The organism is Kitasatospora sp. NPDC057904 (assembly GCF_042887925.1).
Lineage (GTDB): Bacteria > Actinomycetota > Actinomycetes > Streptomycetales > Streptomycetaceae > Kitasatospora.
On sequence record NZ_JBHVOL010000004.1, the window covers coordinates 174,626 to 196,408 of the forward strand.

Annotated in this window: 18 protein-coding genes; 14 read left to right on the plus strand and 4 right to left on the minus strand. The window is 74.5% G+C overall.

Annotation, left to right across the window (positions count from 1 at the left end):
• Nucleotides 1-32 precede the first annotated feature (32 nt).
• From ACFVSN_RS12570 to ACFVSN_RS12580, 3 genes are all read left to right on the plus strand, one after another.
• Entirely contained in the window at nucleotides 33-1,862 is a 1,830-nt protein-coding gene (locus ACFVSN_RS12570) for a sialidase family protein (protein ID WP_387594628.1), read from the plus strand.
• A gap of 95 nt (nucleotides 1,863-1,957) precedes the next feature.
• The gene (locus tag ACFVSN_RS12575; protein ID WP_380447623.1) at nucleotides 1,958-2,701 is read left to right on the plus strand and encodes an ABC transporter ATP-binding protein; all 744 of its coding nucleotides are present in this window, start codon (nucleotides 1,958-1,960) and stop codon (nucleotides 2,699-2,701) included.
• Nucleotides 2,695-5,244, plus strand: coding sequence for an FtsX-like permease family protein (locus tag ACFVSN_RS12580; RefSeq protein ID WP_387954866.1), 2,550 nt, complete (start codon nucleotides 2,695-2,697; stop codon nucleotides 5,242-5,244). Before ACFVSN_RS12575 ends, ACFVSN_RS12580 begins: the two co-directional genes overlap by 7 nt.
• An 11-nt stretch (nucleotides 5,245-5,255) precedes the next feature.
• Here ACFVSN_RS12580 and ACFVSN_RS12585 read toward each other — a convergent pair whose 3' ends face one another.
• Entirely contained in the window at nucleotides 5,256-5,672 is a 417-nt protein-coding gene (locus tag ACFVSN_RS12585) for a GNAT family N-acetyltransferase (RefSeq protein WP_380447627.1), read from the minus strand.
• A 254-nt stretch (nucleotides 5,673-5,926) separates the two neighbouring features.
• Between ACFVSN_RS12585 and ACFVSN_RS12590 the strand changes: the two genes are divergently transcribed.
• Nucleotides 5,927-6,145: a heavy-metal-associated domain-containing protein gene (locus ACFVSN_RS12590; RefSeq protein ID WP_380447629.1), complete on the plus strand. Its 219-nt coding sequence runs from the start codon at nucleotides 5,927-5,929 to the stop codon at nucleotides 6,143-6,145.
• A gap of 56 nt (nucleotides 6,146-6,201) precedes the next feature.
• Here ACFVSN_RS12590 and ACFVSN_RS12595 read toward each other — a convergent pair whose 3' ends face one another.
• A complete protein-coding gene (locus ACFVSN_RS12595; RefSeq protein ID WP_387954868.1) occupies nucleotides 6,202-6,924 on the minus strand; it encodes a response regulator transcription factor in 723 nt (240 codons plus the stop codon).
• Nucleotides 6,925-7,578: 654 nt separating this feature from the next.
• On the opposite strand from ACFVSN_RS12595, the gene ACFVSN_RS12600 reads away from it, so the two are divergent.
• Nucleotides 7,579-8,814: a glycosyltransferase gene (locus ACFVSN_RS12600; RefSeq protein ID WP_387954870.1), complete on the plus strand. Its 1,236-nt coding sequence runs from the start codon at nucleotides 7,579-7,581 to the stop codon at nucleotides 8,812-8,814.
• 5 nt (nucleotides 8,815-8,819) lie between these two features.
• Here ACFVSN_RS12600 and ACFVSN_RS12605 read toward each other — a convergent pair whose 3' ends face one another.
• Entirely contained in the window at nucleotides 8,820-9,518 is a 699-nt protein-coding gene (locus ACFVSN_RS12605) for a DUF3152 domain-containing protein (RefSeq protein ID WP_380507092.1), read from the minus strand.
• Between the two features lie 140 nt (nucleotides 9,519-9,658).
• Here ACFVSN_RS12605 and ACFVSN_RS12610 point away from each other — a divergent pair, with 140 nt between their 5' ends.
• From ACFVSN_RS12610 to ACFVSN_RS12630, 5 genes are all read left to right on the plus strand, one after another.
• Complete coding sequence (locus tag ACFVSN_RS12610; RefSeq protein ID WP_387954872.1) at nucleotides 9,659-10,375, plus strand: rhomboid-like protein; 717 nt, start codon at nucleotides 9,659-9,661, stop codon at nucleotides 10,373-10,375.
• Between the two features lie 72 nt (nucleotides 10,376-10,447).
• Complete coding sequence (locus ACFVSN_RS12615; RefSeq protein WP_387954874.1) at nucleotides 10,448-11,545, plus strand: PP2C family protein-serine/threonine phosphatase; 1,098 nt, start codon at nucleotides 10,448-10,450, stop codon at nucleotides 11,543-11,545.
• A 16-nt stretch (nucleotides 11,546-11,561) separates the two neighbouring features.
• Nucleotides 11,562-12,422: an NAD-dependent protein deacetylase gene (locus ACFVSN_RS12620; protein ID WP_380447641.1), complete on the plus strand. Its 861-nt coding sequence runs from the start codon at nucleotides 11,562-11,564 to the stop codon at nucleotides 12,420-12,422.
• Between the two features lie 222 nt (nucleotides 12,423-12,644).
• Nucleotides 12,645-14,066, plus strand: a complete 1,422-nt coding sequence (locus ACFVSN_RS12625) for a family 2B encapsulin nanocompartment shell protein (protein ID WP_387954876.1) — start codon at nucleotides 12,645-12,647, stop codon at nucleotides 14,064-14,066.
• Complete coding sequence (locus ACFVSN_RS12630) at nucleotides 14,053-15,492, plus strand: SufS family cysteine desulfurase (protein ID WP_387954878.1); 1,440 nt, start codon at nucleotides 14,053-14,055, stop codon at nucleotides 15,490-15,492. Before ACFVSN_RS12625 ends, ACFVSN_RS12630 begins: the two co-directional genes overlap by 14 nt.
• Before the next feature lie 73 nt (nucleotides 15,493-15,565).
• Here ACFVSN_RS12630 and ACFVSN_RS12635 read toward each other — a convergent pair whose 3' ends face one another.
• Nucleotides 15,566-15,994, minus strand: coding sequence for a hypothetical protein (locus ACFVSN_RS12635; protein ID WP_380445856.1), 429 nt, complete (start codon nucleotides 15,992-15,994; stop codon nucleotides 15,566-15,568).
• Nucleotides 15,995-16,246: 252 nt separating this feature from the next.
• On the opposite strand from ACFVSN_RS12635, the gene cseB reads away from it, so the two are divergent.
• From cseB to ACFVSN_RS12655, 4 genes are all read left to right on the plus strand, one after another.
• Nucleotides 16,247-16,963 carry a two-component system response regulator CseB gene (gene cseB, locus ACFVSN_RS12640; protein WP_380507074.1) on the plus strand — a complete coding sequence of 239 codons (717 nt, stop codon included), beginning with the start codon at nucleotides 16,247-16,249 and terminating at the stop codon, nucleotides 16,961-16,963.
• Between the two features lie 5 nt (nucleotides 16,964-16,968).
• Nucleotides 16,969-18,213, plus strand: coding sequence for a sensor histidine kinase (locus tag ACFVSN_RS12645; RefSeq protein ID WP_380445854.1), 1,245 nt, complete (start codon nucleotides 16,969-16,971; stop codon nucleotides 18,211-18,213).
• Nucleotides 18,214-18,361: 148 nt separating this feature from the next.
• Nucleotides 18,362-19,111 (plus strand): ABC transporter ATP-binding protein, encoded by a 750-nt coding sequence (locus ACFVSN_RS12650; protein ID WP_387955277.1) that lies wholly within the window; start codon nucleotides 18,362-18,364, stop codon nucleotides 19,109-19,111.
• 27 nt (nucleotides 19,112-19,138) lie between these two features.
• Nucleotides 19,139-21,694 carry an ABC transporter permease gene (locus tag ACFVSN_RS12655; protein WP_387954880.1) on the plus strand — a complete coding sequence of 852 codons (2,556 nt, stop codon included), beginning with the start codon at nucleotides 19,139-19,141 and terminating at the stop codon, nucleotides 21,692-21,694.
• The last annotated feature ends 89 nt before the right edge of the window (nucleotides 21,695-21,783 follow it).

Here is a 21,783-nt window from a genome sequence, read left to right on the forward strand (position 1 = left end):
AGGTTCACCCCAGAACGTAGGAGGCCCTCCCTTTGCGTACCCGTAGAAGACTCTCCCTGCTCCTCGGCCCCGCCCTGCTCGGGCTCTCCCTCCTCTCCCCGTTCTCCTCCTCGGCAGCGACCGCCCCCGCCCTCCCACAGGGCACCCAGACCGACGCCGCCTACGCCGCGAGCCAGGCCGCCTCCCACGTGACGAACGTCCTGGCCACCGCCCAGCGGACCAGCTGCTACCGCCCCGAAGTGCCCTACACCGTGGACAGCGGCCCCGCCGGGGCCTACAGCGGCATGACGCCCTGCCCGGCCTCGGGTGCCACCACCGGCGAGGACACCGGAGCCGCCGGCCCGTACGCGACGCAGGCGGGCAGCAACCCGGGCTACCCGGCCGCGACGCCGATGCTCGTCAAGGGCCACTCGGAGTCGGACCTGCGGGTTGACCCGACCGACCCCAGCCACCTCATCGGCGCGTCCAAGTGGGTCGTGAGCGCCGAGGGCTACAACCACCTGCTGGGCTTCTTCGAGTCCCACGACGGCGGACGCACCTGGCCGGTCCAGGGCCACATCCCCGGCTACGAGGGCTGGACCGACAACACCGACCCCGTCGGCGCCTTCGACACGTGGGGCAACTACTACTCCCTGCTCCTGCCGTACCAGTTCGTCTATGACCCCAACGGCACCCACGACTTCATCCCCGGCACCGCCCAGGAGGCCAACCCGGCCGTCCCGTCGCAGGCCATCTCCCTCTCCGTGCGCCCGCACGGCGCGACCACCGCCACCCAGTGGATCACCACCCACAACGGCCGGCCGGACTACGTCGCGACCTACGACAGCATCGGCAACGGCCCCGACAAGCAGTGGATCGCCGTCGACACCAACCCCGACAGCGCCCACCGGAACCGCATCTACGCGATGTGGGTGGACTTCCACAGCAAGACGCCCGTCCCGTACGTCGCCTACTCCGACGCCCGCCCGGACGGCACCCACACCGACTGGTCCGCCCCGCAGGCGCTCCCCGAGCCGCCGTCCACCCCGCAGGGCGCCACCTACCTGCTGCCGCACGTCGCCCCCGACGGCACGGTGTACACGACGCTCGCCAACTCCGACCCGGCGCACAAGTTCTGCTGCACCACGATCTTCCTCGACGCCTCGCACGACGGCGGACGGACCTGGTCCACCGTCTCGACCGTGCAGGGCAACATCACGCCGCCGCCCGGCTCGTACGCCAACACGACGTTCCGCGACGGCATCGAGGACACCTTCACCCTCGGCACGCAGCCGGTGAACGGCCACTACCCGCTCTACTCGGCGTACGAGGACTACGGCACGGGCGTCGTCAACGTCCTGCTCACCGCCTCCTACGACGACGGCGCGACCTGGTCGGCCCCGGTCCGGGTCAACGACAACGCCGCGCCCGTCGACGAGTTCCAGCCCAACCTGACGACGGGCCCCGACGGCACCGTCAGCGTCGCCTTCTACGACCGCCGCCTCCCCTGCCCGGCGGCAGGCACCCCCGAGGCGACGGCCGCCGGGCTGGCGCTGGACACCGCCAACGCCAAGAGCCCCGGCGTCGCGCCCTACGGCGCCGCCAACTACTGCGTCAACACGAGCATCCAGTTCTACGACCCGGCCCTCGGCCCGATCGGCCACAACACCCGCCTGAGCGCCCACACCTTCGACCCGCAGCTCGACTCCCCGGTCGAGGGCTCGTCGACGTTCATCGGCGACTACTTCGGCAACACCATCGCCGGGAGCGCCGTCTCCGGCACCACCGACTACACGACCTCCGTCAGCACCTACGACGACGGCACCAACCCGGACCACCTCCAGCAGCAGCTGGTGACCTCGATCCCGGTGCCGCACAAGTAGGCCGGTACGCCGCCTTGGGGGTGTAGCCAGCTACACCCCCAGGACTGAACCCCCGGCCATTGAGCCGCGTCCGCCCCGGCCGGTTGACTTGGATCATGAACGCCACGCACTTCGCCGTCGAACTCCGAGCGGTCCACCGCACCTACCGCCGCGGGCCCGAACCGGTGGTCGGCCTGGACGAGGTGAGTGTCGGCTTCCCCTTCGGCACCTTCACCGCCGTCATGGGCCCGTCCGGTTCCGGCAAGTCGACCCTGCTGCGGTCGGCGGCCGGCCTGGAGCCGATCGACGGGGGCGAGGTACGGGTCGATGGCACCGTCCTCACCGGCCTGCGGGACAACGAGCTGACGGTGCTGCGCCGGGAGCGGATCGGCTTCGTCTTCCAGTCCTTCAACCTGCTCCCCGCCCTCACCGCGGCCCAGAACGTGGCGCTCCCCGCCAAGCTGGCCGGGCGGCGCCCCGCGGCCGCCGAGGTGAGCGCCGCCCTGGCCGCCGTCGGCCTCGCGGACCGCGCCGGACACCGGCCGGGCGAACTCTCCGGCGGGCAGCAGCAGCGCGTCGCCATCGCCCGGGCCCTGATCACCCGCCCCGCCGTCCTGCTGGCCGACGAACCCACCGGTGCGCTCGACACCAAGAGCGGCCGCGAGGTCCTCGCGCTGCTGCGCACCATGGCGGACGCCCCGGGCCGGGCCGTCGTCATGGTGACCCACGACCCGGTCGCCGCCGCCCACGCCGACCGCGTCGTCTTCCTGCGCGACGGCCGCCTCGCCGGCTCACTGGAGCAGCCCACCGCCGAGCAGGTCGCCGCCCGGATGACCGCCCTGGAGGCCGTGGCATGCTGAGCCTCGCCATCGCCACCGTCCGCCTGCGCTGGGCCTCGTTCGTCGGCAGCTTCGTCGCGCTGGCCTGCGGCGTCGCCCTGATCGCCACGTCGATCCTGGTCATCGCCGCCACCGCCGGCGTCCCAGAGCAGGCCCGCCAGCGCTACTCGCAGGCCCCGGTCCTGGTGACCGCCGCCCGGAGCGTGGACTTCACGAGCGTCCACGGCGACACCCAGCCGACGCCCGTTCCTCTCCAGCCGGGCCTGCCGGCCGACCTGATCGCCGCCGTCGCCGGGACCGGACGGACCGTCCAGGACCACACCTGCTACGCCCAGCTGGCCGACGGCCCGCGCGACCAGGTCGGACGCGCCTGGTCTTCGGCGGCCCTCGGGGGCTACCGGCTGACCGCCGGCGCGGCACCGGCCGCCGACGACCAGGTCGTCATCGGCGGGGGCCGCCCCGAGCAGCTCGGGCAGCCCGTGCGGTTCGCCACCGCCGACGGCCCGCACAGCGCCACCGTCTCCGGCATCACCGAGGCGGAGCCCTTCGAGCACGCCGTCTTCTTCACCGACGCCCAGGCCGCCCGGTACTGCCCGGCCGTCGGCGTGCTGGCCGCCTTCGGCGACGCCGACGCCGTCCGCGCGGCCGTGGCCGCCACCGGCGGCGCGAGCGTCGCCCAGGTGCTCACCGGCGCCGACCGCCGCCTGGCCGATCCGCACTACGCCGAGGTCAGCAGCCGGCTGGACGACGTCCAGACGCCGCTCGGCCTCGCCGCCGCGGTCTCCGGCGGCACCGCCGTGTTCGTGGTCGGCGCCACCTTCGCGCTGTCGATCGCCCAGCGGCGCCGCGAACTCGCCCTCCTGCGGCTGATCGGCACCACCCGCAAGCAGCTGCGCACCCTCGTCAATCGCGAGGCCCTCGTGGTCGGCGTGCTCGCCTCCGCCGCCGGGTGCGCTCTCGGCGCGGCCGGGGCGCCGGTGGCCGGGCACTGGCTGATCGGCCACGGCATGGTCCCGGACGGCTTCACCGTCCCGATCACCTGGTGGGGGCTGCTCGTCGCGGGCCTGATCGGGCTGCTGACCGCGATGAGCGGCGTCGTGCTCTCGTCGTTCAAGGCCGGCCTGGTCAGCCCCGGCGAGGCGCTGGCGGAGGCGGACGTCGAACGGCACTCCCGGGCCGCGCTGGCCTTCCGCTGGGCCGGCGGCCTGCTCGTCCTCGGCGGCAGCATCGCGGCCCTCGTGATCACCGCCCGGCAGTGGCCCGACGCCGCCGCCAACGCGGCCGACTCGCTCGCCCTCCTGCTCGCCGTCGTCGCCGGATGCGTGCTGCTCGCGGGCGTGCTCGCCGGACCGGTGCTCCGCCTGCTGACCGCGCTGCCCGGCCTCTCGTCCCGGCTGCGCGGCCGCCCCGCCGAGGACGGCGGCGGCATCGTCTGGGCCACCGCCCGGCAGAGCGCGCTCACCGCCTTCCGCCGCACCGCCGCGACCACCACCCCGGTGGTGCTGATCGTCGCCTTCGCCGGGTGCCTGCTCGGCAGCCTCGACACCATCGACCGCGCGCAGGCCACCGAGGTCCGCAACCAGCTCGCCGCCGCCGACCTCGTCGTCACGCCCGCCGGCACCCCCGGGCTGAACCGGGCGGTCGTCGACCGGGTCCGCGCCGTGCCCGGCGTCCAGGCCCTCGTCATCACCCCGACCTCCGTGATGGCCGAGCAGGACGGCGAGTCCCTGGTGCCCTTCCGCGCCGCCGCGGCCGACCCCGCCGCGCTCGCCGCCGTCGACCGCCTGCCGGTCGTCGCCGGCTCCGTGGCCGACCTCGGCCCCGACACGATCGTGCTCAGCCGCACCTGGCCCGGCTCGCCCGCGGTCGGGCAGCGGGTGCCCGTCCGCCTGGCCGACGGCACTCCCAGGACGCTGCGGGTCGCCGCCGTCCTCGGCACCGGTGCCGAGGCCGTCCAGGCGTGGGTCACCGGCCCGAACGCCGTCACCGACGGCGTCGGCGGGCCCGCCCTCGCGAGCCGGATCGACCTGCGGCTGCCGTCCGGCACCGACCGGCAGCAGGCGGAGACGGGCCTGGAAGCGGCCGTCCACGGACTCGGGGCGCGGCTCGCCACCCCGCAGGACGTCTGGAAGGCCGCGACCAACGCCGACGCGGAGGCCGCCTGGAACGCCCTGCTGATGATCCTCGGCCTCGCGATCGGCTACGCGGCCATCGCCCTCGCCAACTCCCTGGTCATGACCGTCACCGACCGCAGGCGCGAACTGTCCCTGCTGCGCCTCGCCGGCGCCACCAAGATCCAGGTGCTGCGCACCGTCGCCGTCGAGACGCTGATGTGCGTGGCGGCCGGCACCGCGATGGGCGTCCTCGGTACGGCCATCAGCGTCGGCGGCTCCTGGGCGGCCCTCGTCCACCTCATCGGCCCGACGCCCGCAGCCATGCCCTGGGGCACGATGGGCGCGCTCGCCGCCGCCTGCGCGGCCGTCGCCCTCACGGCGGCCGTCCTCCCGGCCGCACTCGCCCTGCGGGGCCGGGACGGCGAGGACATCGTGCGCGGGGCGGCGTGAGGCGGAGGTGCTCAGCCGGCGGACGGCTGCAGGGGCTTGCGGACGAGGTAGGTGAGGCCGAACCCGGAGTCGCTCTCCCGGACGTCGGCGTACCCCCGCCGGAGGTAGAACCGGTGCGCGGTGATGCTGGCGCCGGCCTCCATGTGCGCATGCCCCTCGGCCGCCGCCAGCGCCTCGATGTGGTCCATGAGCAGGCGGCCGATCCCGCGCCCCGCCGAATCCGGATCGACGAACATGCTGAAGACCTTGTGGCCGTCCCGGGAGACCGTCCCCACGACCCCCTCGTCCTCCGCGACGAAGATGTGCCGGTCCGCGGACAGCTCGACGAACCGCCGAGCCGTGAAGTGCTCGCACATCCGGTCGATGACCTCCGCCGGATAGTCCCGGCTGTTCACCTCCCGCAGGCAGCGGTGCACGATCTCCGCCACCCGCGGAGCGTCGTCGGAACGGAATGACCGGACGGCGATCACCACTGCGCCTCCCAGGCAGTCGGTCGGACGTAACCGCTGTCGAGGGTACGCGGCCGGGCCGCGCCGCGGGCCCCGTCGGGCGGGTGGGGCGATCGGTTCCCGGAACCACTCGATGGTGCCATCCGGGCGGCGTGTCCCTGGGATGCGGGCGTGGTTTGGGGTGTCGTTGTCGGCGTCGCCCACCGACCGCGTCCGATACCGGAGGTACCCGCATGTCCACCATCACCACCGTCCTGACCGTCGACGGCATGAGCTGCGGCCACTGCGAGAAGACGGTCAGCGCCGGGCTCTCGGCCCTGCCCGGCGTCACCGACGTCGTCGCCGACGCGCCGTCCGGCCGCGTCACCGTCGCGTCGGCCGAGCCGCTCGACGAGGCGACGCTCCGCAGCGCGGTCGACGGGGCCGGGTTCACCTTCGTCAGCCGCGTCTGAGTCCCGCTCCGGCCACCGGCCCCGGGTCGGTGGCCGGGCCGGAGCGGGCCGCCGGATCAGCCCGCCTCGGCGTCGGGCCGGGCGCGGCCCGTGCAGACGTGGCCCATCCGGAAGCCGACGCCGCGCACCGTGACGATCCAGCCGCTGTGGCCCAACTTGCCGCGCAGCGAGCTGACATGGGTGTCGAGCGTGCGGCTGGCCCGCGGGCCGAGCGCGTGGGCGGAGGTATCGTCCCAGATCTCGCTCATCAGGCGGCGGCGCGAGACCACCGTGCCGGGGTGCCGGGCCAGGTAGTGCAGCAGGTCGAACTCCTTGCGCGTGAGCTGCACCGCCCGCCCGCGCAGGCGCACCTCGCGGGTGGCGCCGTCGATGGAGACGTCGCCGATCGTCAGCACCCGCACCGGGACGGACGGCACGCCGAGGACCCGGCGGACGCGGCGCATGATCGCCTCGATCCGGGCGAGCAGCTCGTGGAACTCGTACGGCTTGTCGAGGCAGTCGTCCGCACCGGCCCGGAGGCCGCGGATCCGGCCCAGGTCGGCCGTCCGGTCGGTGAAGGCGACGATGGGGGTGTCGCTGATGGTGCGGATGCGCCGGCAGACCTCCAGGCCGTCGAGGTCGGGGAGCTCCATGTTGAGCAGCATGATGTCCGTGTCGTCGCAGGACTCCAGTGCCGCTGCGCCGCTGGGGGCGGTCGCGACCTCGTAGCCGTGCTGCTCCAGTCTGACCGCGAGCGCTCGGGAGACGCTTTCCTGGCCTTCCACGATGAGCACCTGCATGATGCCTTCCAGGTTCGGTGGCGCGGGTGGGTCGGTCTTCCGCGGTGGGTGGGGGCGGGACCGGTGGGGCCGGTCCCGGGCGTGACCGGCCGGACGACCGCCGGGACGGTCGTCGAAGCGGTCGTCTGAGCGGTCGTCTGAGCGGTCGTCGAATTCGCCGGGAACGAGGTGGGGGAGAGCCCGGGGAGTTTCAGCCCGTGAGCGGGCAGGCGTGTGCGCAGGGACGCCCGGTCCGTGGCGGCCCCGCGCGCGACACCTGTCGACGTGTCCAGTCCACGATTCCCCCGTTTCGTGCACTCATCACTTGCGTGGGGGCGTTCCCGATCACGCCGAGCGGCCGGTGCCAATTCGGTACGGATCGTGGGATATTGCTACGCCCCGCAACCATCCTCCCCTTGCCCTGCCGCTGATGACAACACCCTTGTTGCCGGTGTCACATCAGGGGGGTGCCGGTCGGCCGTGAGGACCTGCTTTTCGGTCAGCCTTGAGGAGAATCGGGTGACTTGAGTCGGCGTCAGGGAGGTGTGCCCACTCCCTGCCACTCTCAACTTATAGCGCACCGGGGGTCTTGCGGCAAGGCCCCCACTGTCCCGCAGAATCACCACCTCAAGATCTCAACGAGGTCTCAACCTGCGGAAACGGGGAGTCACGACGATGCGAGTGGTGCTGTCGACGTACGGGTCGCGCGGAGACGTCGAGCCGATGGCGGCGCTGGCCGTGCGGCTGCGCGAACGCGGCGCGGAGGTGCGGGTGTGCGCGCCGCCGGACGAGGAGTTCGCCAAGCGGCTGGCCGACGTCGGTGTGGAGCTGGTGCCGGCCGGTCCGTCGGTGCGGGAGTTGGTGACGGGTGTGCGGCCGATCGCGGGGAGCATCCAGGAGCGCGCCGCGCGGTTGACCGCCGGCTACTTCGAGGCGGTGTCCGCGGCGGCCGGGGACGCCGACGCGGTGGTGGCGACGGGCCTGTTCCCGACCGTGGCCGGGGCGCGGTCGGCGGCCGAGAAGCTGGGCGTCCACTTCGCCTACGTGGCGCTGCAGCCGACCATGCTGCCGTCCCCGCACCACCGGCCGTACACGTATCCCGGGCATCCGTTCCCCGAGGACGTCACCGACAACCGGGTGCTGTGGGAGCTGCACGTCGGCGTCATGAACGAGGTGTTCGGCGGGGTGGTCAACGAGCACCGGGCGACGGTGGGCCTGCCCCGGGTGGACGACGTGCGCACCCACGTCAACACCGACCGTCCGTGGCTGGCGACGGACCCGGTGCTCGGGCCCTGGGAGCGGCCGGCCGGCGTCGACCCCGTGCAGAGCGGCGCGTGGATCCTGCCGGACGACCGCCCGCTCCCGGCGGACCTGGTGGCGTTCCTGGAGGCCGGCGAGGCCCCGGTGTACGTGGGCTTCGGCAGCATGCCGATGGGGGAGTCGAAGGAGACGATCGCCGAGGACGTCGTCGACGCGGTCCGCGCACAGGGCCGCCGGATCGTCGTCGCGCGCGGCTGGGCGGACCTGGCCCCGATCGACGGCGCCGACGACTGCTTCGTCGTCGGCGAGGTGAACCAGCAGGCGCTGTTCCCGAGGGTCGCCGCGGTCGTGCACCACGGGGGCGCGGGCACCACGACGGCCGCCGCGCGCGCCGGGACGCCGCAGGTGCTGGTGCCGCAGGTGGTCGACCAGCCGTACTGGGCCGCCCGCGTGGCCGCCCTGGGCATCGGCGTGGCGCACGACGGTCCGGTGCCGACCGCGGCTTCCCTGTCCGCCGCGCTCGGGACGGCCCTCGGCCCGGAGCTGCGCGCCCGGGCCGCCGCCGTCGCGGGCACGGTCCGCGCGGACGGTGCCGCGGTGGCGGCGGAGCACCTGGTGGAACTGGTGGGCGCGGGGCGCCGGCCCGTGTGAACCGCTTACGGCGCCGGCGAGGCCGTGGACGCCGGGACGGGCGGGCCGGTCAGCAGGGTGCCGGCCTCGGAGTAGGGCCAGCCGTTCGGCACGCAGCCGTGCATGCCCTTGATCTGCTGCATCATCACCGGTGCGGGAGCGCCCGCGCCGGGGCAGTCGACGTGCCCGTTCCCGAGGATGTGGCCTACCTCGTGGTTGACCGCGAGCGCGTGGTAGAGCTCGGGGCGCCCGGTGTAGAACTGCGTGAGGTCGGTCCAGCGCTTGGCGTTGATGACGACCTGCTTGCCGGCCGCGCAGTTCACCGTGCCGCCGGTGTCCAGTCCGTACTGGCCGCAGATCCGGTCGGTGGACTCCGGGGTGGCCAGGTACACCGTGAAGTCCACCGGGTCGGCGGCCACCCGCTGGAAGGACACGGCGCCGCCGGCCGCCCAGCCCTGCCGGACGTTGCCGAGGACGGCGTCCACGTCGGCCGCGAACTGCTCGGGGCGCTGCGGCAGCCCGTTCTCCACCCGCACCTTGTACCGGTACAGGTGCTCGCCGGTGCCGGCGCGGTCGGTGCCGCCGGTGGCCGTGGTGAACGCGAGCTGCTTCGGCTCGTGGTGCCACGGCTGCCACCAGAGCAGCCCGCCGGTGAGCGCGGCGGCCACCGCGAGGGCGAGCAGGCCGGTGCGTATTCGGCCGGGGGTCGGACGGATGGCTGCCATGGGTGCGATCTCCTGAACGGGGGGCTTACGGAGAGGACGACGCTCCCCGCAGTGCTTCCGGTTCACCCGGACGGCCCTGTCCTGTCGCCGGGGTGTGATGGGCTTGGGCGAGGCTTGGGCGAACGGAGAGAGGATCCTCGATGAGCCACGCCCGCGTGCCGGGCCGCACCTCCGTGCTGGCCCGGGCCGTCTGGTCGTACGTCCGGAGCGCGCCGGGCACGTTCGTCTGGCTGGCGATCCTGCTCAGCACCACCTTCGTGATCGACCGGGTGAGCCCGAGGGTGGCCCACCACATCCTGGAGAAGCGCTCGACCAACCTGCACCACCTGGAGGTCGCGCCGCTGAAGGTGCTGTTCAGCAGCGCCCTGTGGATCGAGGGCGGCGGCTGGTGGTTCTACTTCGTGCTCTACAACGTCTTCCACGTGCCCGCCGAGCGGTGGCTCGGCACGGTGCGCTGGCTCGCGGTCGTCCTGATCGCGCACATCGGTGCGACGTACATCAGCGAGGGCGCGCTGTACTGGGCGATCAGCCGGGGCCTCGCCCCGCACCGGGCCGTGTACACGCTCGACGTCGGCGTGAGCTACGCCCTCGCGGGCGTCGTCGCCGTGCTCACGTACGCCCTCGTCCGCCCGTGGCGGTACGTGTACGCGGCGGGTGTGGTCGTGTTCTACGGCTACGGCCTGCTGCAGAACCGCGACTTCACCAGCGCGGGCCACTTCACCGCCGTCCTCATCGGCCTCGCCTGCTACCCGTTCACCCGGGGGCGGCCCGCCGCCTTCGACCCGGTCGCGGCGGCGCGCACCGCCTGGCAGTGGGTCCGCGGGCACGGGCGCCCTCGCCGGTCCCGGAGCTTCTAGGGCGTGTCTTTCGCCCTAGGATCGGAAGCGAGACCGCCCCCGCGAGCGGAGCCAGGAAGGCGGGTGGCGCCGATGACACCGAGGGACGGCGCGTGGCCGCGCTACCTGCGTGTGCTGCCGTGGCTGCTGGTCGCCGGCGGCCTGCTGTGGAACGGCTTCGACACGACGAACTACTGGGGCGACCCGATGGTGGCCGCCGCGGCCGTCCTGGCGGGCGCGCTGCTGCCGCTGCGGGACACGCTCGCCGTCGCCGCCGCCAATGTGGTGGGCATCGTCGGGCTGTCCTTCCGCGACGGCACGGTCGGCACCGAGGGCGGCTACCTGGAGCTCACCAACACCGTGTTCGCCGCGCTGCTGGGCGTCTGGATCAACCGCGTCGTCGCGCGCCACGGCCGGCGGCTGGCCACGGTGCGCAGCGTCGCCGAGGCCGCCCAGCTGGCCGTCCTGCCCGCGCCGCCGGACCGGGCGGGGGAGCTGACGGTGGCCGCCTGCTACCGGGCGGCCCAGACGGAGGCGCTGATCGGCGGCGACGCGTACGCCGTCCAGGAGACTCCGTACGGCGTGCGGCTGATGATCGCGGACGTGCGGGGCAAGGGCCTGCCGGCGGTGGCGACGGTGTCGGTGCTGCTCGGGGCGTTCCGGGAGAACGCCTCGCGCGCCTCGGACCTGGTCGCGCTCGCGGACGCCCTGGAGCAGTCGCTGGCCCGCGAGAGCGAGCACCGCGACGAGGAGGTGCGGACGGAGGGGTTCAGCACGGCGCTGCTCGCGGAGTTCCCGGGCGGCCGGGACGCCGTGCACGTCCTGAGCTGCGGCCACCCCGGGCCGTACCTGCTGGGCGGCCCGGGCGGGGCGGCCGGCCCGGGCGGCGTGCGGCGCCTGGACGCGGCCGACCCCGGCCTGCCGCTCGGCATGGGCGCGCTGGGCCCGGACCGCTCGGCGCCGGACCGGTGGCCGTTCCCGGCCGGGCACACGCTGCTCCTGGTCACGGACGGTGTCACCGAGGCCCGGGACGGCGCCGGGCGGTTCTACGACCCGGTGAAGGGCCTCGCCCCGCTGGGTCCGTTCGCCGGGCCGGGGGAGGTGCTGGACGCCTTGGGGCGCGACGTGGCGGCCTGGACGGGCGGCCCGCGGGACGACGACATGGCCGTCCTCGCCGTCACTCGTCCATGAGTTCTACTCTTGCCCCGTGAGTGCGCACGCGACGCTCGACGACGCCACGGCGGCCGATCTCGAAGGCCTGGAGACGCTGGTCCGGCTGCTGGCCGGGCGGGGCGTCGTGGTGCTCAGCGGCGCGGGGCTGTCGACGGAATCCGGCATCCCCGACTACCGGGGCGCCACCGGCAGCCGGCGCCGCCGCGCGCCGATGACGTACCAGGAGTTCACCGCGGGCGAGGAGGCCCGCCGCCGGTACTGGGCGCGCAGCCACACCGGCTGGCGCACGATCGCGGCGGCTGAGCCCAACGCCGGGCACCGGGCGGTGGAGCGGCTGCGCCGCTCGGGCCACGTGGCGGCAGTGATCACGCAGAACGTCGACGGCCTGCACCGCGCCGCCGGCACCCGGGCGGCCGTCGAACTGCACGGCGGACTGCACCGGGTGGTGTGCCTGGAGTGCGGGCGCACCAGCGCGCGCGAGGAGCTGGACGGGCGGCTGGAGGAGCTGAACCCGGGCTTCCGCGCGGCGGGGGCGGAGGTCCGCCCGGACGGCGACGCCGAGCTGCCGCAGGAGCTGGTCGACGCGTTCCGGGTGGCCCCCTGCGGGGCGTGCGGCGGGGTCCTCAAACCGGACGTCGTGTTCTTCGGCGAGAGCGTGCCGAAGCCCCGGGTCGAGCGCTGCTTCGGGCTGGTCGACGCCGGGCAGGCGCTGGTCGTGCTCGGGTCGTCCCTCACCGTGATGTCGGGCCTGCGCTTCGTGCGGCACGCGGCCCGCGCGGGCACCCCGGTGGCGATCGTCAACCAGGGGCGGACCCGTGGCGACGACCTGGCCGCGGCCCGGATCGACCTGCCGCTGGGTGCCGTGCTGACCGAGGCCGCGCACCGGGTGGGCTGACGTCGGCCCCGTTTTACTGCGCCGTTCAAAGCCCTGCTTGGGAACACATCCGGGGCGCTTATGGCCAAACTCACTCGTTCGAGTGAGTTTGGCGGGGCTCGGTAGCCCTGCGTACTGGTGCGTCCACAGATCGGTGAACCTAAACGTCCTCACACGAACCCGGATCGGCCGCAACAATCTGACGCATCGTCGGATCAGCCGATTTACGGGAGGGGACCACACGTGACCACCGAGGCCGTCCAGCAGAGCCAGCAGAGTCAGCAGAGCCTCAGTACCTCCGCCGCCCGGAACCTCGCCACCACCACCAAGACCGTGCCGCAGATGCTCGGGATCACCCCGCGCTACCTGCTGCGCGCGCTGCCCTGGGTGGACCTGGAGGCCGGGGTCTTCCGCGTCAACCGCCGCCGCGGCTTCATCCTCGGCGACGGGCTGATCAGCACCTACGTCGACGGCGCCGGCGCCAACCAGGTCGTCGCCGAGGACCTGCGCGAACTGGCCTTCCTCAGCCAGGTGGACAGCCCGCTGCTCGCCGCGCTCGCCAGCGCCTTCGTCGAGCGCGAGGTGGCGCCCGGCGAGCTCATCGTCGAGGCCGGCGCCCCCGCCGACCAGCTGCACATCATCGCGTTCGGCCGCGCCGAGAAGCGCGCCACCAACGAGTACGGCGCGGACGCCCTGCTGGCCGTCCTCGGCGAGGGCGACTTCTTCGACGGCGCCGAGTGGGCCAACGGCACGGACACGACGTACCGGGTCAAGGCCGTGAGCGCGTGCACCGTGCTCTCCGTCGAACGCCGCACGCTCGTCGAACTCGCCGACCGCGAGCCCTCGTTGCGGGCGCAGCTCGACGAGTTCGCCGCCGCCGCCGTGCGGCCGTCGACCGACCGCGAGCACCCGATCGACCTCCAGTCGGGCCACGCCGGCGAGCCGTACCTGCCCGAGACCTTCGTGGACTACGAGGACAGCCCGCGCGAGTACGAGCTCAGCATCGCGCAGACCGTCCTGCGCGTGCACACCCGCGTCGCGGACGTCTACAACTCCGGCATCGACCAGGTCCAGGCCCAGTTGCGGCTGACCGTCGAGGCGCTGCGCGAGCGCCAGGAGTGGGAGATGCTCAACAACGCCGAGTACGGCCTGCTCAACAACGTCGCCGCGAGCCAGCGCGTGCGCACCCGCAAGGGCGCGCCGACCCCGGACGACATGGACGAGCTGCTCACCCGGGTCTGGAAGCAGCCGGCGTTCTTCCTCGCCCACCCGCGCGCCATCGCCGCGTTCGGCCGCGAGTGCACCCGGCGCGGGGTGCCGCCGCAGATCGTCGAGCTGTTCGGCAGCCCGTTCCTCACCTGGCGCGGCGTGCCGCTGCTGCCCTCCGACAAGCTCGACCTCAAGGGCTCGGCGAACTCGGCGCCCGGCACCACCAACATCCTGCTGATGCGCGTCGGCGAGGACCGCCAGGGCGTCGTCGGCCTGCGCCCGGCGAAGGTGCCGGACGAGGTCGAGCCGGGCCTCGCGGTGCGGGCGATGGGCGTCGACCGGCAGGCCATCACCTCGTACCTGGTGACCAGTTACTTCTCCACCGCCGCCCTGGTGGACGACGCGGTCGCCGTGCTCCAGAACGTCGAGGTGTCCAACTACCATGACTACTCCTGACGGGTTCGGGCGCGGCTCCGGGATCCACGGAGTGGCCCAACGGCCGCCGTACGGGACCGACATGACCGCGATCCCGTTCTACTGGCTGCCGCCCCAGGCGGCCCCTTCAGCCCCGCAGGCCACGTCGGCCCCGCAGGTCCCGTCGGCGCCGCAGGCCACGTCGGCCCCGCAGGCCCCGCAGGCCACGTCGGCGCCCGCCGCGCCCGCCGGCGGGTTCGACGTCGAGGCCGTCCGCCGCGACTTCCCGCAGCTGCACCGGGAGGTGAACGGCCACCCGCTCGTCTGGCTGGACAACGGGGCCACCACCCTCAAGCCCCGCCAGGTCGTCGAGGCCGTCGGCGAGCACTACGCGACGAGCACCTCCAACGTCCACCGCGGCGCCCACACCCTCGCCAAACAGGCCACCCAGGTCTACGAGGAGGGCCGCGCCGAGGCCGCCCGACTGCTCGGCACCCCGGACCCGGACGAGATCGTCTTCGTCCGCGGCACCACCGAGGCCGTCAACCTCGTGGCGCAGAGCTGGGGCCGGGCCAACCTCGGCGTCGGCGACGAGATCCTCGTCTCCGCCGCCGAACACCACTCCAACCTCGTGCCCTGGCAGCTGATCGCCAAGGAGCGGCGGGCCCGGGTCGTGCCGATCCCGCTGCTCCCCGACGGGCAGCTCGACCAGGACGCCTACCGGGACCTGCTCAGCTACCGCACCAAGCTGGTCGCGCTCACCCACGCGTCCAACGTGCTGGGCACCGTCCCGCCGGTGGCCGAGATGACGGCGCTCGCCCACCGGTACGGGGCCCGGGTGCTGATCGACGGCGCCCAGGCGGTCAGCCACTTTCCGGTCGACGTCAAGGCGTTGGACGCCGACTTCTACGCCTTCTCCGGGCACAAGATCTTCGCCCCGACCGGCATCGGCGTCCTGTACGGCAAGCGCGACGTGCTGGAGGCCATGCCCCCGTGGCAGGGCGGCGGCAACATGATCGACTCGGTCTCCTTCGACGAGACGACCTACGCCCCCGTCCCGCACCGCCTGGAGGCCGGCACCGGCCACATCGCCGGCGTCGCCGGCCTGGGGGCCGCGCTGCGCTACCTGTCCGGCCTCGACCGCCAGGCGGCCACCGCGCACGAGGAACAGCTCACCGCGTACGCCATGGCGGCCCTGGCCACCGTGCCCGGGCTCCGGCTGATCGGCAACGCGCCCGGGAAGATCGGCGTGCTGACCTTCCTGCTCGCCGGCGTCGACCCGATGGCCGTCGCCGCCCGGCTCGACCAGCAGGGCATCGCCGTCCGCGCCGGCCACCACTGCGCCCAGCCCGCCCTCGCCGCCTACGGCGTCCAGAGCGCGGTCCGCGCGTCGCTGGCCCTCTACAACACCGTCCAGGACGTGGACAGCCTGATCAGCGCCCTCCAGGGCGTCCAGGCCACCTCCTGACCCGCGAACGGGCGGACACCACCTGCGGGGTGGTGTCCGCCCGTTCGCCGTGCCCCGGCGCGTCAGCCGCCCGTCAGCCGCCCGTCAGGCCGGGCTCCCGGTGCGGCCGGGCCGGGTTGGCGGCGGTCGCGTAGAGGACGGAGAGGAGGAACAGCCCCCCGCCCAGGTGCCAGCCCCCGCAGACGGCACTCCAGATCCCGCCCAGGAAGTGCGCCACCGCGACGACGGTCAGGCCGAAGACCACACCGCGCTCCCCGGAGCGCGACCGCCGCACGGACGCGACGACGCCCCACCCGCAGAGCGCCGCCCACACCAGGCCCAGCGCGGGGAAGACCGCGACACCGTAGCGGGAGAAATCGGTCCCGTCGTCGTCCAGGTAGGCCACGCTGCGCATGCTCCACGCCGCATACGCGATCCAGAGGCTCAGCAGGACCTCGGCGACCAGCGCGACGCGGGCCGTGACGACGGCGAGCCTGGCGCCGTCGAGGCGGGGAACTCTCACGGGATGGTGCGCCCTTTGGGTGCGGGTCGGTGGTTGGAACCCCGAGAGCCTAGTTGATGCCCAAGAATCAGTAAAGACTGATGTGTTAATGGGTAATGCGATTGGGGTCTTTGTATCCGTCGTGTATCGACGGGCGCTTGATCCGGCGTCGATGTCCTCCGGTGCGGCGGGGGTGTCCGATGTCTGCGGTATCGTCCCTTTCACGTTCCTGCCCCCGCCCCGCCGACCGTCCGTAGAGGAGGCGTCCGTCCCGTGTCCGACGTCCCTCCGGTCCGTGTGTTGCTGGTCGAGGACGACGCGTTGATGCGGCGGGCGTTCAGCGTCGCGCTGGAGCGGTACGGGTACGCGATGACGGCCGCGGCGGACGGGCTCACCGGGCTGGAGCTGTTCCGTGAGCGGGAGTTCGACCTGCTGATCCTGGACGTCATGCTGCCCGGCCTGGACGGGATCGGGCTGTGCCGCAGGGTGCGGGAGACGAGTCTGGTGCCCGTGCTGATGATGTCCGCCCGCGGGGATGGGCTCGACGTCGTCGCGGGGCTGGAGGCCGGCGCGGACGACTACGTGGTCAAGCCCGTCGACACGTTCGTGCTGGTCGCGCGCATCCGCTCGTTGCTGCGGCGGGCCACGTACGCACCGGCGCCGGGCCCGCGGCCGGAGCGGGCCGGGCCGGCCGCCTCCGACGGCGAGGTGCTCACCTTCGGGGACCTCGCCATCGACACCGCCGGGATGGTCGTGTCCGTCGCCGGGGCTCCCGTGGCGCTGACGCCGACGGAGCTGAAGGTGCTCCTGGAGTTCGCCGCCAGGCCGGGCGTCGTGCTGGAGCGGCACACCCTGCTGCGCGACGTGTGGGACTACGGCTGGGACGGCGACAGCCGGGTCGTCGACCTGTGCGTGCAGCGGCTGCGCCGCAAGCTGGGGCGGGACCGGATCGAGACGGTCCGGGGCTTCGGCTACAAGCTCAGGCGCTGAGCGCGGTGCGAACGCCCGGGCGCCCGCGCCGCACGTCCCTGCGGTGGAAGATCGCCGCGCTGGCCGCCCTCACCGCCTGTCTGGTCGCGGCGGCCGTCGGCGTGCTGGTGCACGTGTGGACGGCGCAGGACATCCGCGACCGCGCCGACGCGCAGGCCTTCAACACCGTCTACTCCGCCATGGACGTCTACCGCCGCACCGGCGCGCTCGCGGACGGCGCCGAGCTCGACCCGGCCGGCCTGCCCGCCGCACTGCGCGACCCGGTCGACGGGCAGCGGCACACGGCCTACGACGGGAGCGTCCACGGCAACCTCGGCCCGAGCGTCTGGGGCGCCCAGCGCACCGCGGGCCCGGGCAGCCCGGTGCTCGCCGTCCGGGTCAACACGAGCCCCGAACTCCACACCCTGAGCCGCCTCGACGCGACCGTCACGGTCGCCTCGCTGATCGCCCTCGGCGCCGCCGTGCCCGTCGCCGTCTACGGCGCCGGGCTGCTCGGCCGCCGGCTGCGCCGCGTCTCCGAGACCGCGGGCCGCATCACCGCCGGCGACCTCGACGCCCGCACCGGGCCGGCCGGCGGCCGCGACGAGGTGGCCGACATCGCCGCCGCGGTCGACCTCATGGCCGACAGCCTCGGCCGGCGCCTGCGCGCCGAACGGCAGTTCACCGCCGACGTGGCCCACGAGCTGCGCACCCCGGTCGGCGGCCTGCTCGCCGCCGTCGACCTCCTGGCGCCCGGCGAGACCGAGGACCTGCTGCGCGCCCGGGTGCGCGACCTGCGCGGCCTGGTCGAGGACCTCCTGGAGATCTCCCGCCTCGACGCGGGCGCCGAACGCCCCGTCCGCGCCTCGGTGCCGCTCGGCGCCGTCGTCGCGGAGGCGGTGACGCGCACCGGCCTGGACGCCGAAGTCACCGTGGCGGACCGGGAGTTCCGGGTGGAGACCGACCCGCGCCGGCTGGAGCGCATCGTCGGCAACCTCGTCGTCAACGCCCACCGCCACGGCGCCGCCCCCGTGCACGTCCGCGTCGACGGCCGGACGGTCGCCGTGCGCGACCACGGCCCCGGCTACCCGCCGGACCTGCTGCTCCACGGCCCGCGGCGCTTCCACACCGGCGCCCGCGAACGCGGCACCGGCCACGGCCTCGGCCTGACCATCGCCCTCGGCCAGGCCCGGCTCCTCGGCGCCGACCTGCGCCTGGACAACGCCCCGGACGGCGGCGCCCTCGCGACCCTGAGCCTGCCACCGGACTGACGCCCGTCCGACGCGCTACGGAACTGCTACAAACGGGACCGGCCATCGATACACGGCCGCCCAGGGCACCGATACGTTCCCCCGACACCCTCTGAAGTGCACGTCCCCGCACCGAAGAGGAGCCCCCGTGACACCCGATCCGCTCACCCTGCACCATGCGCCCGGCATCGCCGCCGCCACCACCGGCCTGACCAAGGTCTACGGCTCCGGCGACACCCGGGTCACCGCCCTCGACGGCGTCAGCATCGGCTTCCGGGAGGGCGAGTTCACCGCCATCATGGGCCCGTCCGGCTGCGGCAAGTCCACCCTGATGCACTGCGCCGCCGGGCTCGACACCCCCACCTCCGGCTCGGTGCGCATCGGCACCACCGAGCTCGGCCCGCTCGACGACCGGCAGCTCACCCGGCTGCGCCGGGACCGGATCGGCTTCGTCTTCCAGGCGTTCAACCTCCTGCCGACGCTCACCGCGCTGGAGAACATCACGCTGCCGCTGGCCATCGCCGGGCGCCGCCCCGACCAGCGCTGGCTGGACCGGGTGGTCGCCATGGTCGGCCTCGCCGAGCGGCTCGGCCACCGGCCCGCGCAGCTGTCCGGCGGGCAGCAGCAGCGCGTCGCGGTCGCCCGCGCACTGGCCGGGCAGCCCGCCGTGGTGTTCGCGGACGAGCCGACCGGCAACCTCGACTCCCGCGCCGGGACGGGGGTCCTCGGCTTCCTGCGCGACTCCGTCCGCGAACTGGGCCGGACGGTCGTCATGGTGACCCACGACCCGGTCGCCGCCGCCTTCGCCGACCGCGCGGTCTTCCTCGCCGACGGCCGGCTGGTCGACGAGATGGTGCGCCCCACGCCCGACCGCGTGCTGGACGTCATGCAGAGCTTCGACGCGCGCGCCGCCCGCTGACGCCGCCAACCGCCCAGGAAGAAAGCCATGTTGACAACAGCTCTGCGCAACGTCCTGGCGCACAAGGCCCGGCTGGCGATGACCGTGCTCGCGGTCTGCCTCGGGGTCGCGTTCGTGTCCGGCACCCTCGTGTTCGCGGACTCCACCACGGCGGCCCACCGCGCCGCCGCCTCGAAGAACTTCGCCGGCGTCGCCCTCACCGTCACCGCCAAGGAACCCCGGCCCGGCGCCGGCGCCGACCAGCCGACCAGTGTGCTCGACGACGCGCTCGTGCGGAAGCTGGCCGACGTGCCCGGCGTCGCCGCCGTCCGGCCGTCCGCCGACGGCTCGGCCGTCCTGAACGCGGCGGACGGCACCCCGCTGCGGGTCGGCGCGCGCTGGGCCAACCAGGCCGCCGCCTACGTCCCCGGCAAGGACGGGACGGACGGCCGCTACCCGCTGACGGAGGGCCGCGCGCCCCGCGGCGGCGACGAGATCGCCGTGGACCGCGGCACGGCCGCCGCCGGCCGGCTGAGGATCGGCGACCCGGTCACCCTCGCCACCGACGGGCCGGCCATGACCAAGCGCCTCGTCGGCCTCGTCACCACCGACGACACCCGGGTGACGGCCGGCGGCACCCTCGTCCTGTTCGACCGGGCGACGGCCCAGCAGCTGTTCGCCACCCCCGGCCATTACACCGGCATCGACCTCGCCGCCGCGCCCGGCACCGACCAGGTCGACCTCGCCCGCAAGGTCGCCGCCGTGCTCCCCGCCGACCGGGCCGAGGCCACCACCGGCGCCGCCCGGGCCGCCCAGCAGACGATCCTCGTCGACACCCTCACCCGCGGCTACGAGAAGCTGCCGCTGGTCTTCGCCGGCGTCTCGCTCTTCATCGCCTCGTTCCTCATCGTCAACACCTTCACCATGCTCGTCGCCCGCCGCACCCGCGAGATCGCGCTCCTGCGGGCGATCGGCGCGCAGCGCCGCCAGGTGGCGCGGGCCGTCCTGCTGGAGGCCCTCGTGGTCGGGCTCGCCGCGTCGGCGGCCGGGTTCCTGCTGGGCCTCGGCATCGCCGCCGCACTGCCCGGACTCCTCGGCGACGGGCTGCCGCGCGGCCCCCTCGTGATCGGCCCCGCGCCCGTCGCGGCGGCGCTCGCCGTGGGCGTGGGCGTCACCGTGCTCGCCGCGTGGCTGCCGTCCCGCCGGGCGGCGAGGGTCGCGCCGATCGAGGCGCTGCGGACGGCCGAACAGCCGCCGACCGCCCACCGGTTGCGCCTCCGCGCCGTGGCAGGCCTCGTCCTGGTCGCGCTCGCCGCGGCCCTGCTGGTGTCGCTGCGCGGCGCGAAGGACGCCTCGGAGGCGAACCTGCAGAGCGCGATGCTCGGCTGCGCCGTGCTCGTCTGCGGCCTGATCGCGCTCGGGCCGGTGCTCGCCGCCCCGGTGATCCGGACGTTCGGCAGGCTCACCGGCTGCCTCGGCGTCGCCGGGCGCCTCGCCCGGGAGAACGCGCTGCGCGACTCCCGGCGCACCGCCGCGACCGCCGCCACCCTCATGATCAGCACCGCGCTCGTCACCGGCCTCGCCACCATCGGGCACTCCGCCGCGCAGGCCCTCGACCACCGGGCCGCCGCCGGGCTCGCCGCCGACTACGTGATCGGCTCCCGTTCCACCATGGACGGCGTCGACCCGGCCGCCGTCGCACGGATCGCCGCCACCCCGGGCGTGCGGACGGCGAGCGCCGTCACGGACTCCACCCTGGTGGCCGGCGGCACGGTCCTGGAGGTCGCGGGCGTCGACCCCGACACGGCGGGCGGCGTCCTGCGGCTCGACCTGACCGGCGGCTCGCTCCAGGACCTCGGTCCGGGCCGGGTCGCCGTCTCCGCCACCGTCGCCCGCGAACACCACCTCGCCCCGGGCGACCGCCTCGACGCCCGCATGGGCCGCACCCAGGACGCCCGCCCGTACACCGTCGTGGCGGTCTACCGGGACGACCCGACGGCCCGGGACGTGCTCGCCGCGCGCGCGGAGGTGGCGCAGAACAGCTACCTGCCCGGCTCCGTCCAGCGCATCCTCGTCCGCACCGCCGACGGCGCCACCTCCCCGGCCCTCGAACAGCGGCTGCGCACCGCCCTCGGCAACAGCCCGCTGGTGAAGGTGCAGGACCGCGCGCAGCTCGTCCGCGAGGCGGCCGGGGTCATGGGCGACCTGCTGGCCGTCATGTACGGCATGCTCGCCGTCGGCGCGCTGATCGGCGCGCTCGGCATCGTCAACACCCTGGCCGTGTCCGTCGCCGAACGCACCCGCGAGATCGGCGTCCTGCGTGCCGTCGGCCTGGACCGCGCGGGCGTCCGGCGGATGATCCGCCTGGAGGCGGTGACCGTCGCCGCGTACGGCACCCTCCTCGGCCTGGCGGCCGGCCTGGCCGGCGCGTGGGCGGTCGGCCCGCTGGCCACCGGCGCGGTGGAGCACTACACGCCGGCGCTGCCGTGGGGCACGCTGCTCCTGGTGTGCGCGGTCTCGCTCGCGATCGGCGCCCTCGCGGCCGCCGTTCCGGCCCGCCGGGCGGCCGCCCTGGGCCCGCTGGCGGCGGCCGCCGAGGCGTGAGACCCGGGCTGCGGCCGTGCCCCGACGGTGGCGCGACCCGCGGCGGCCTGTGGGGGTGGGGCGTGCCTTTCGGTTCAGCCCGAGGCCCG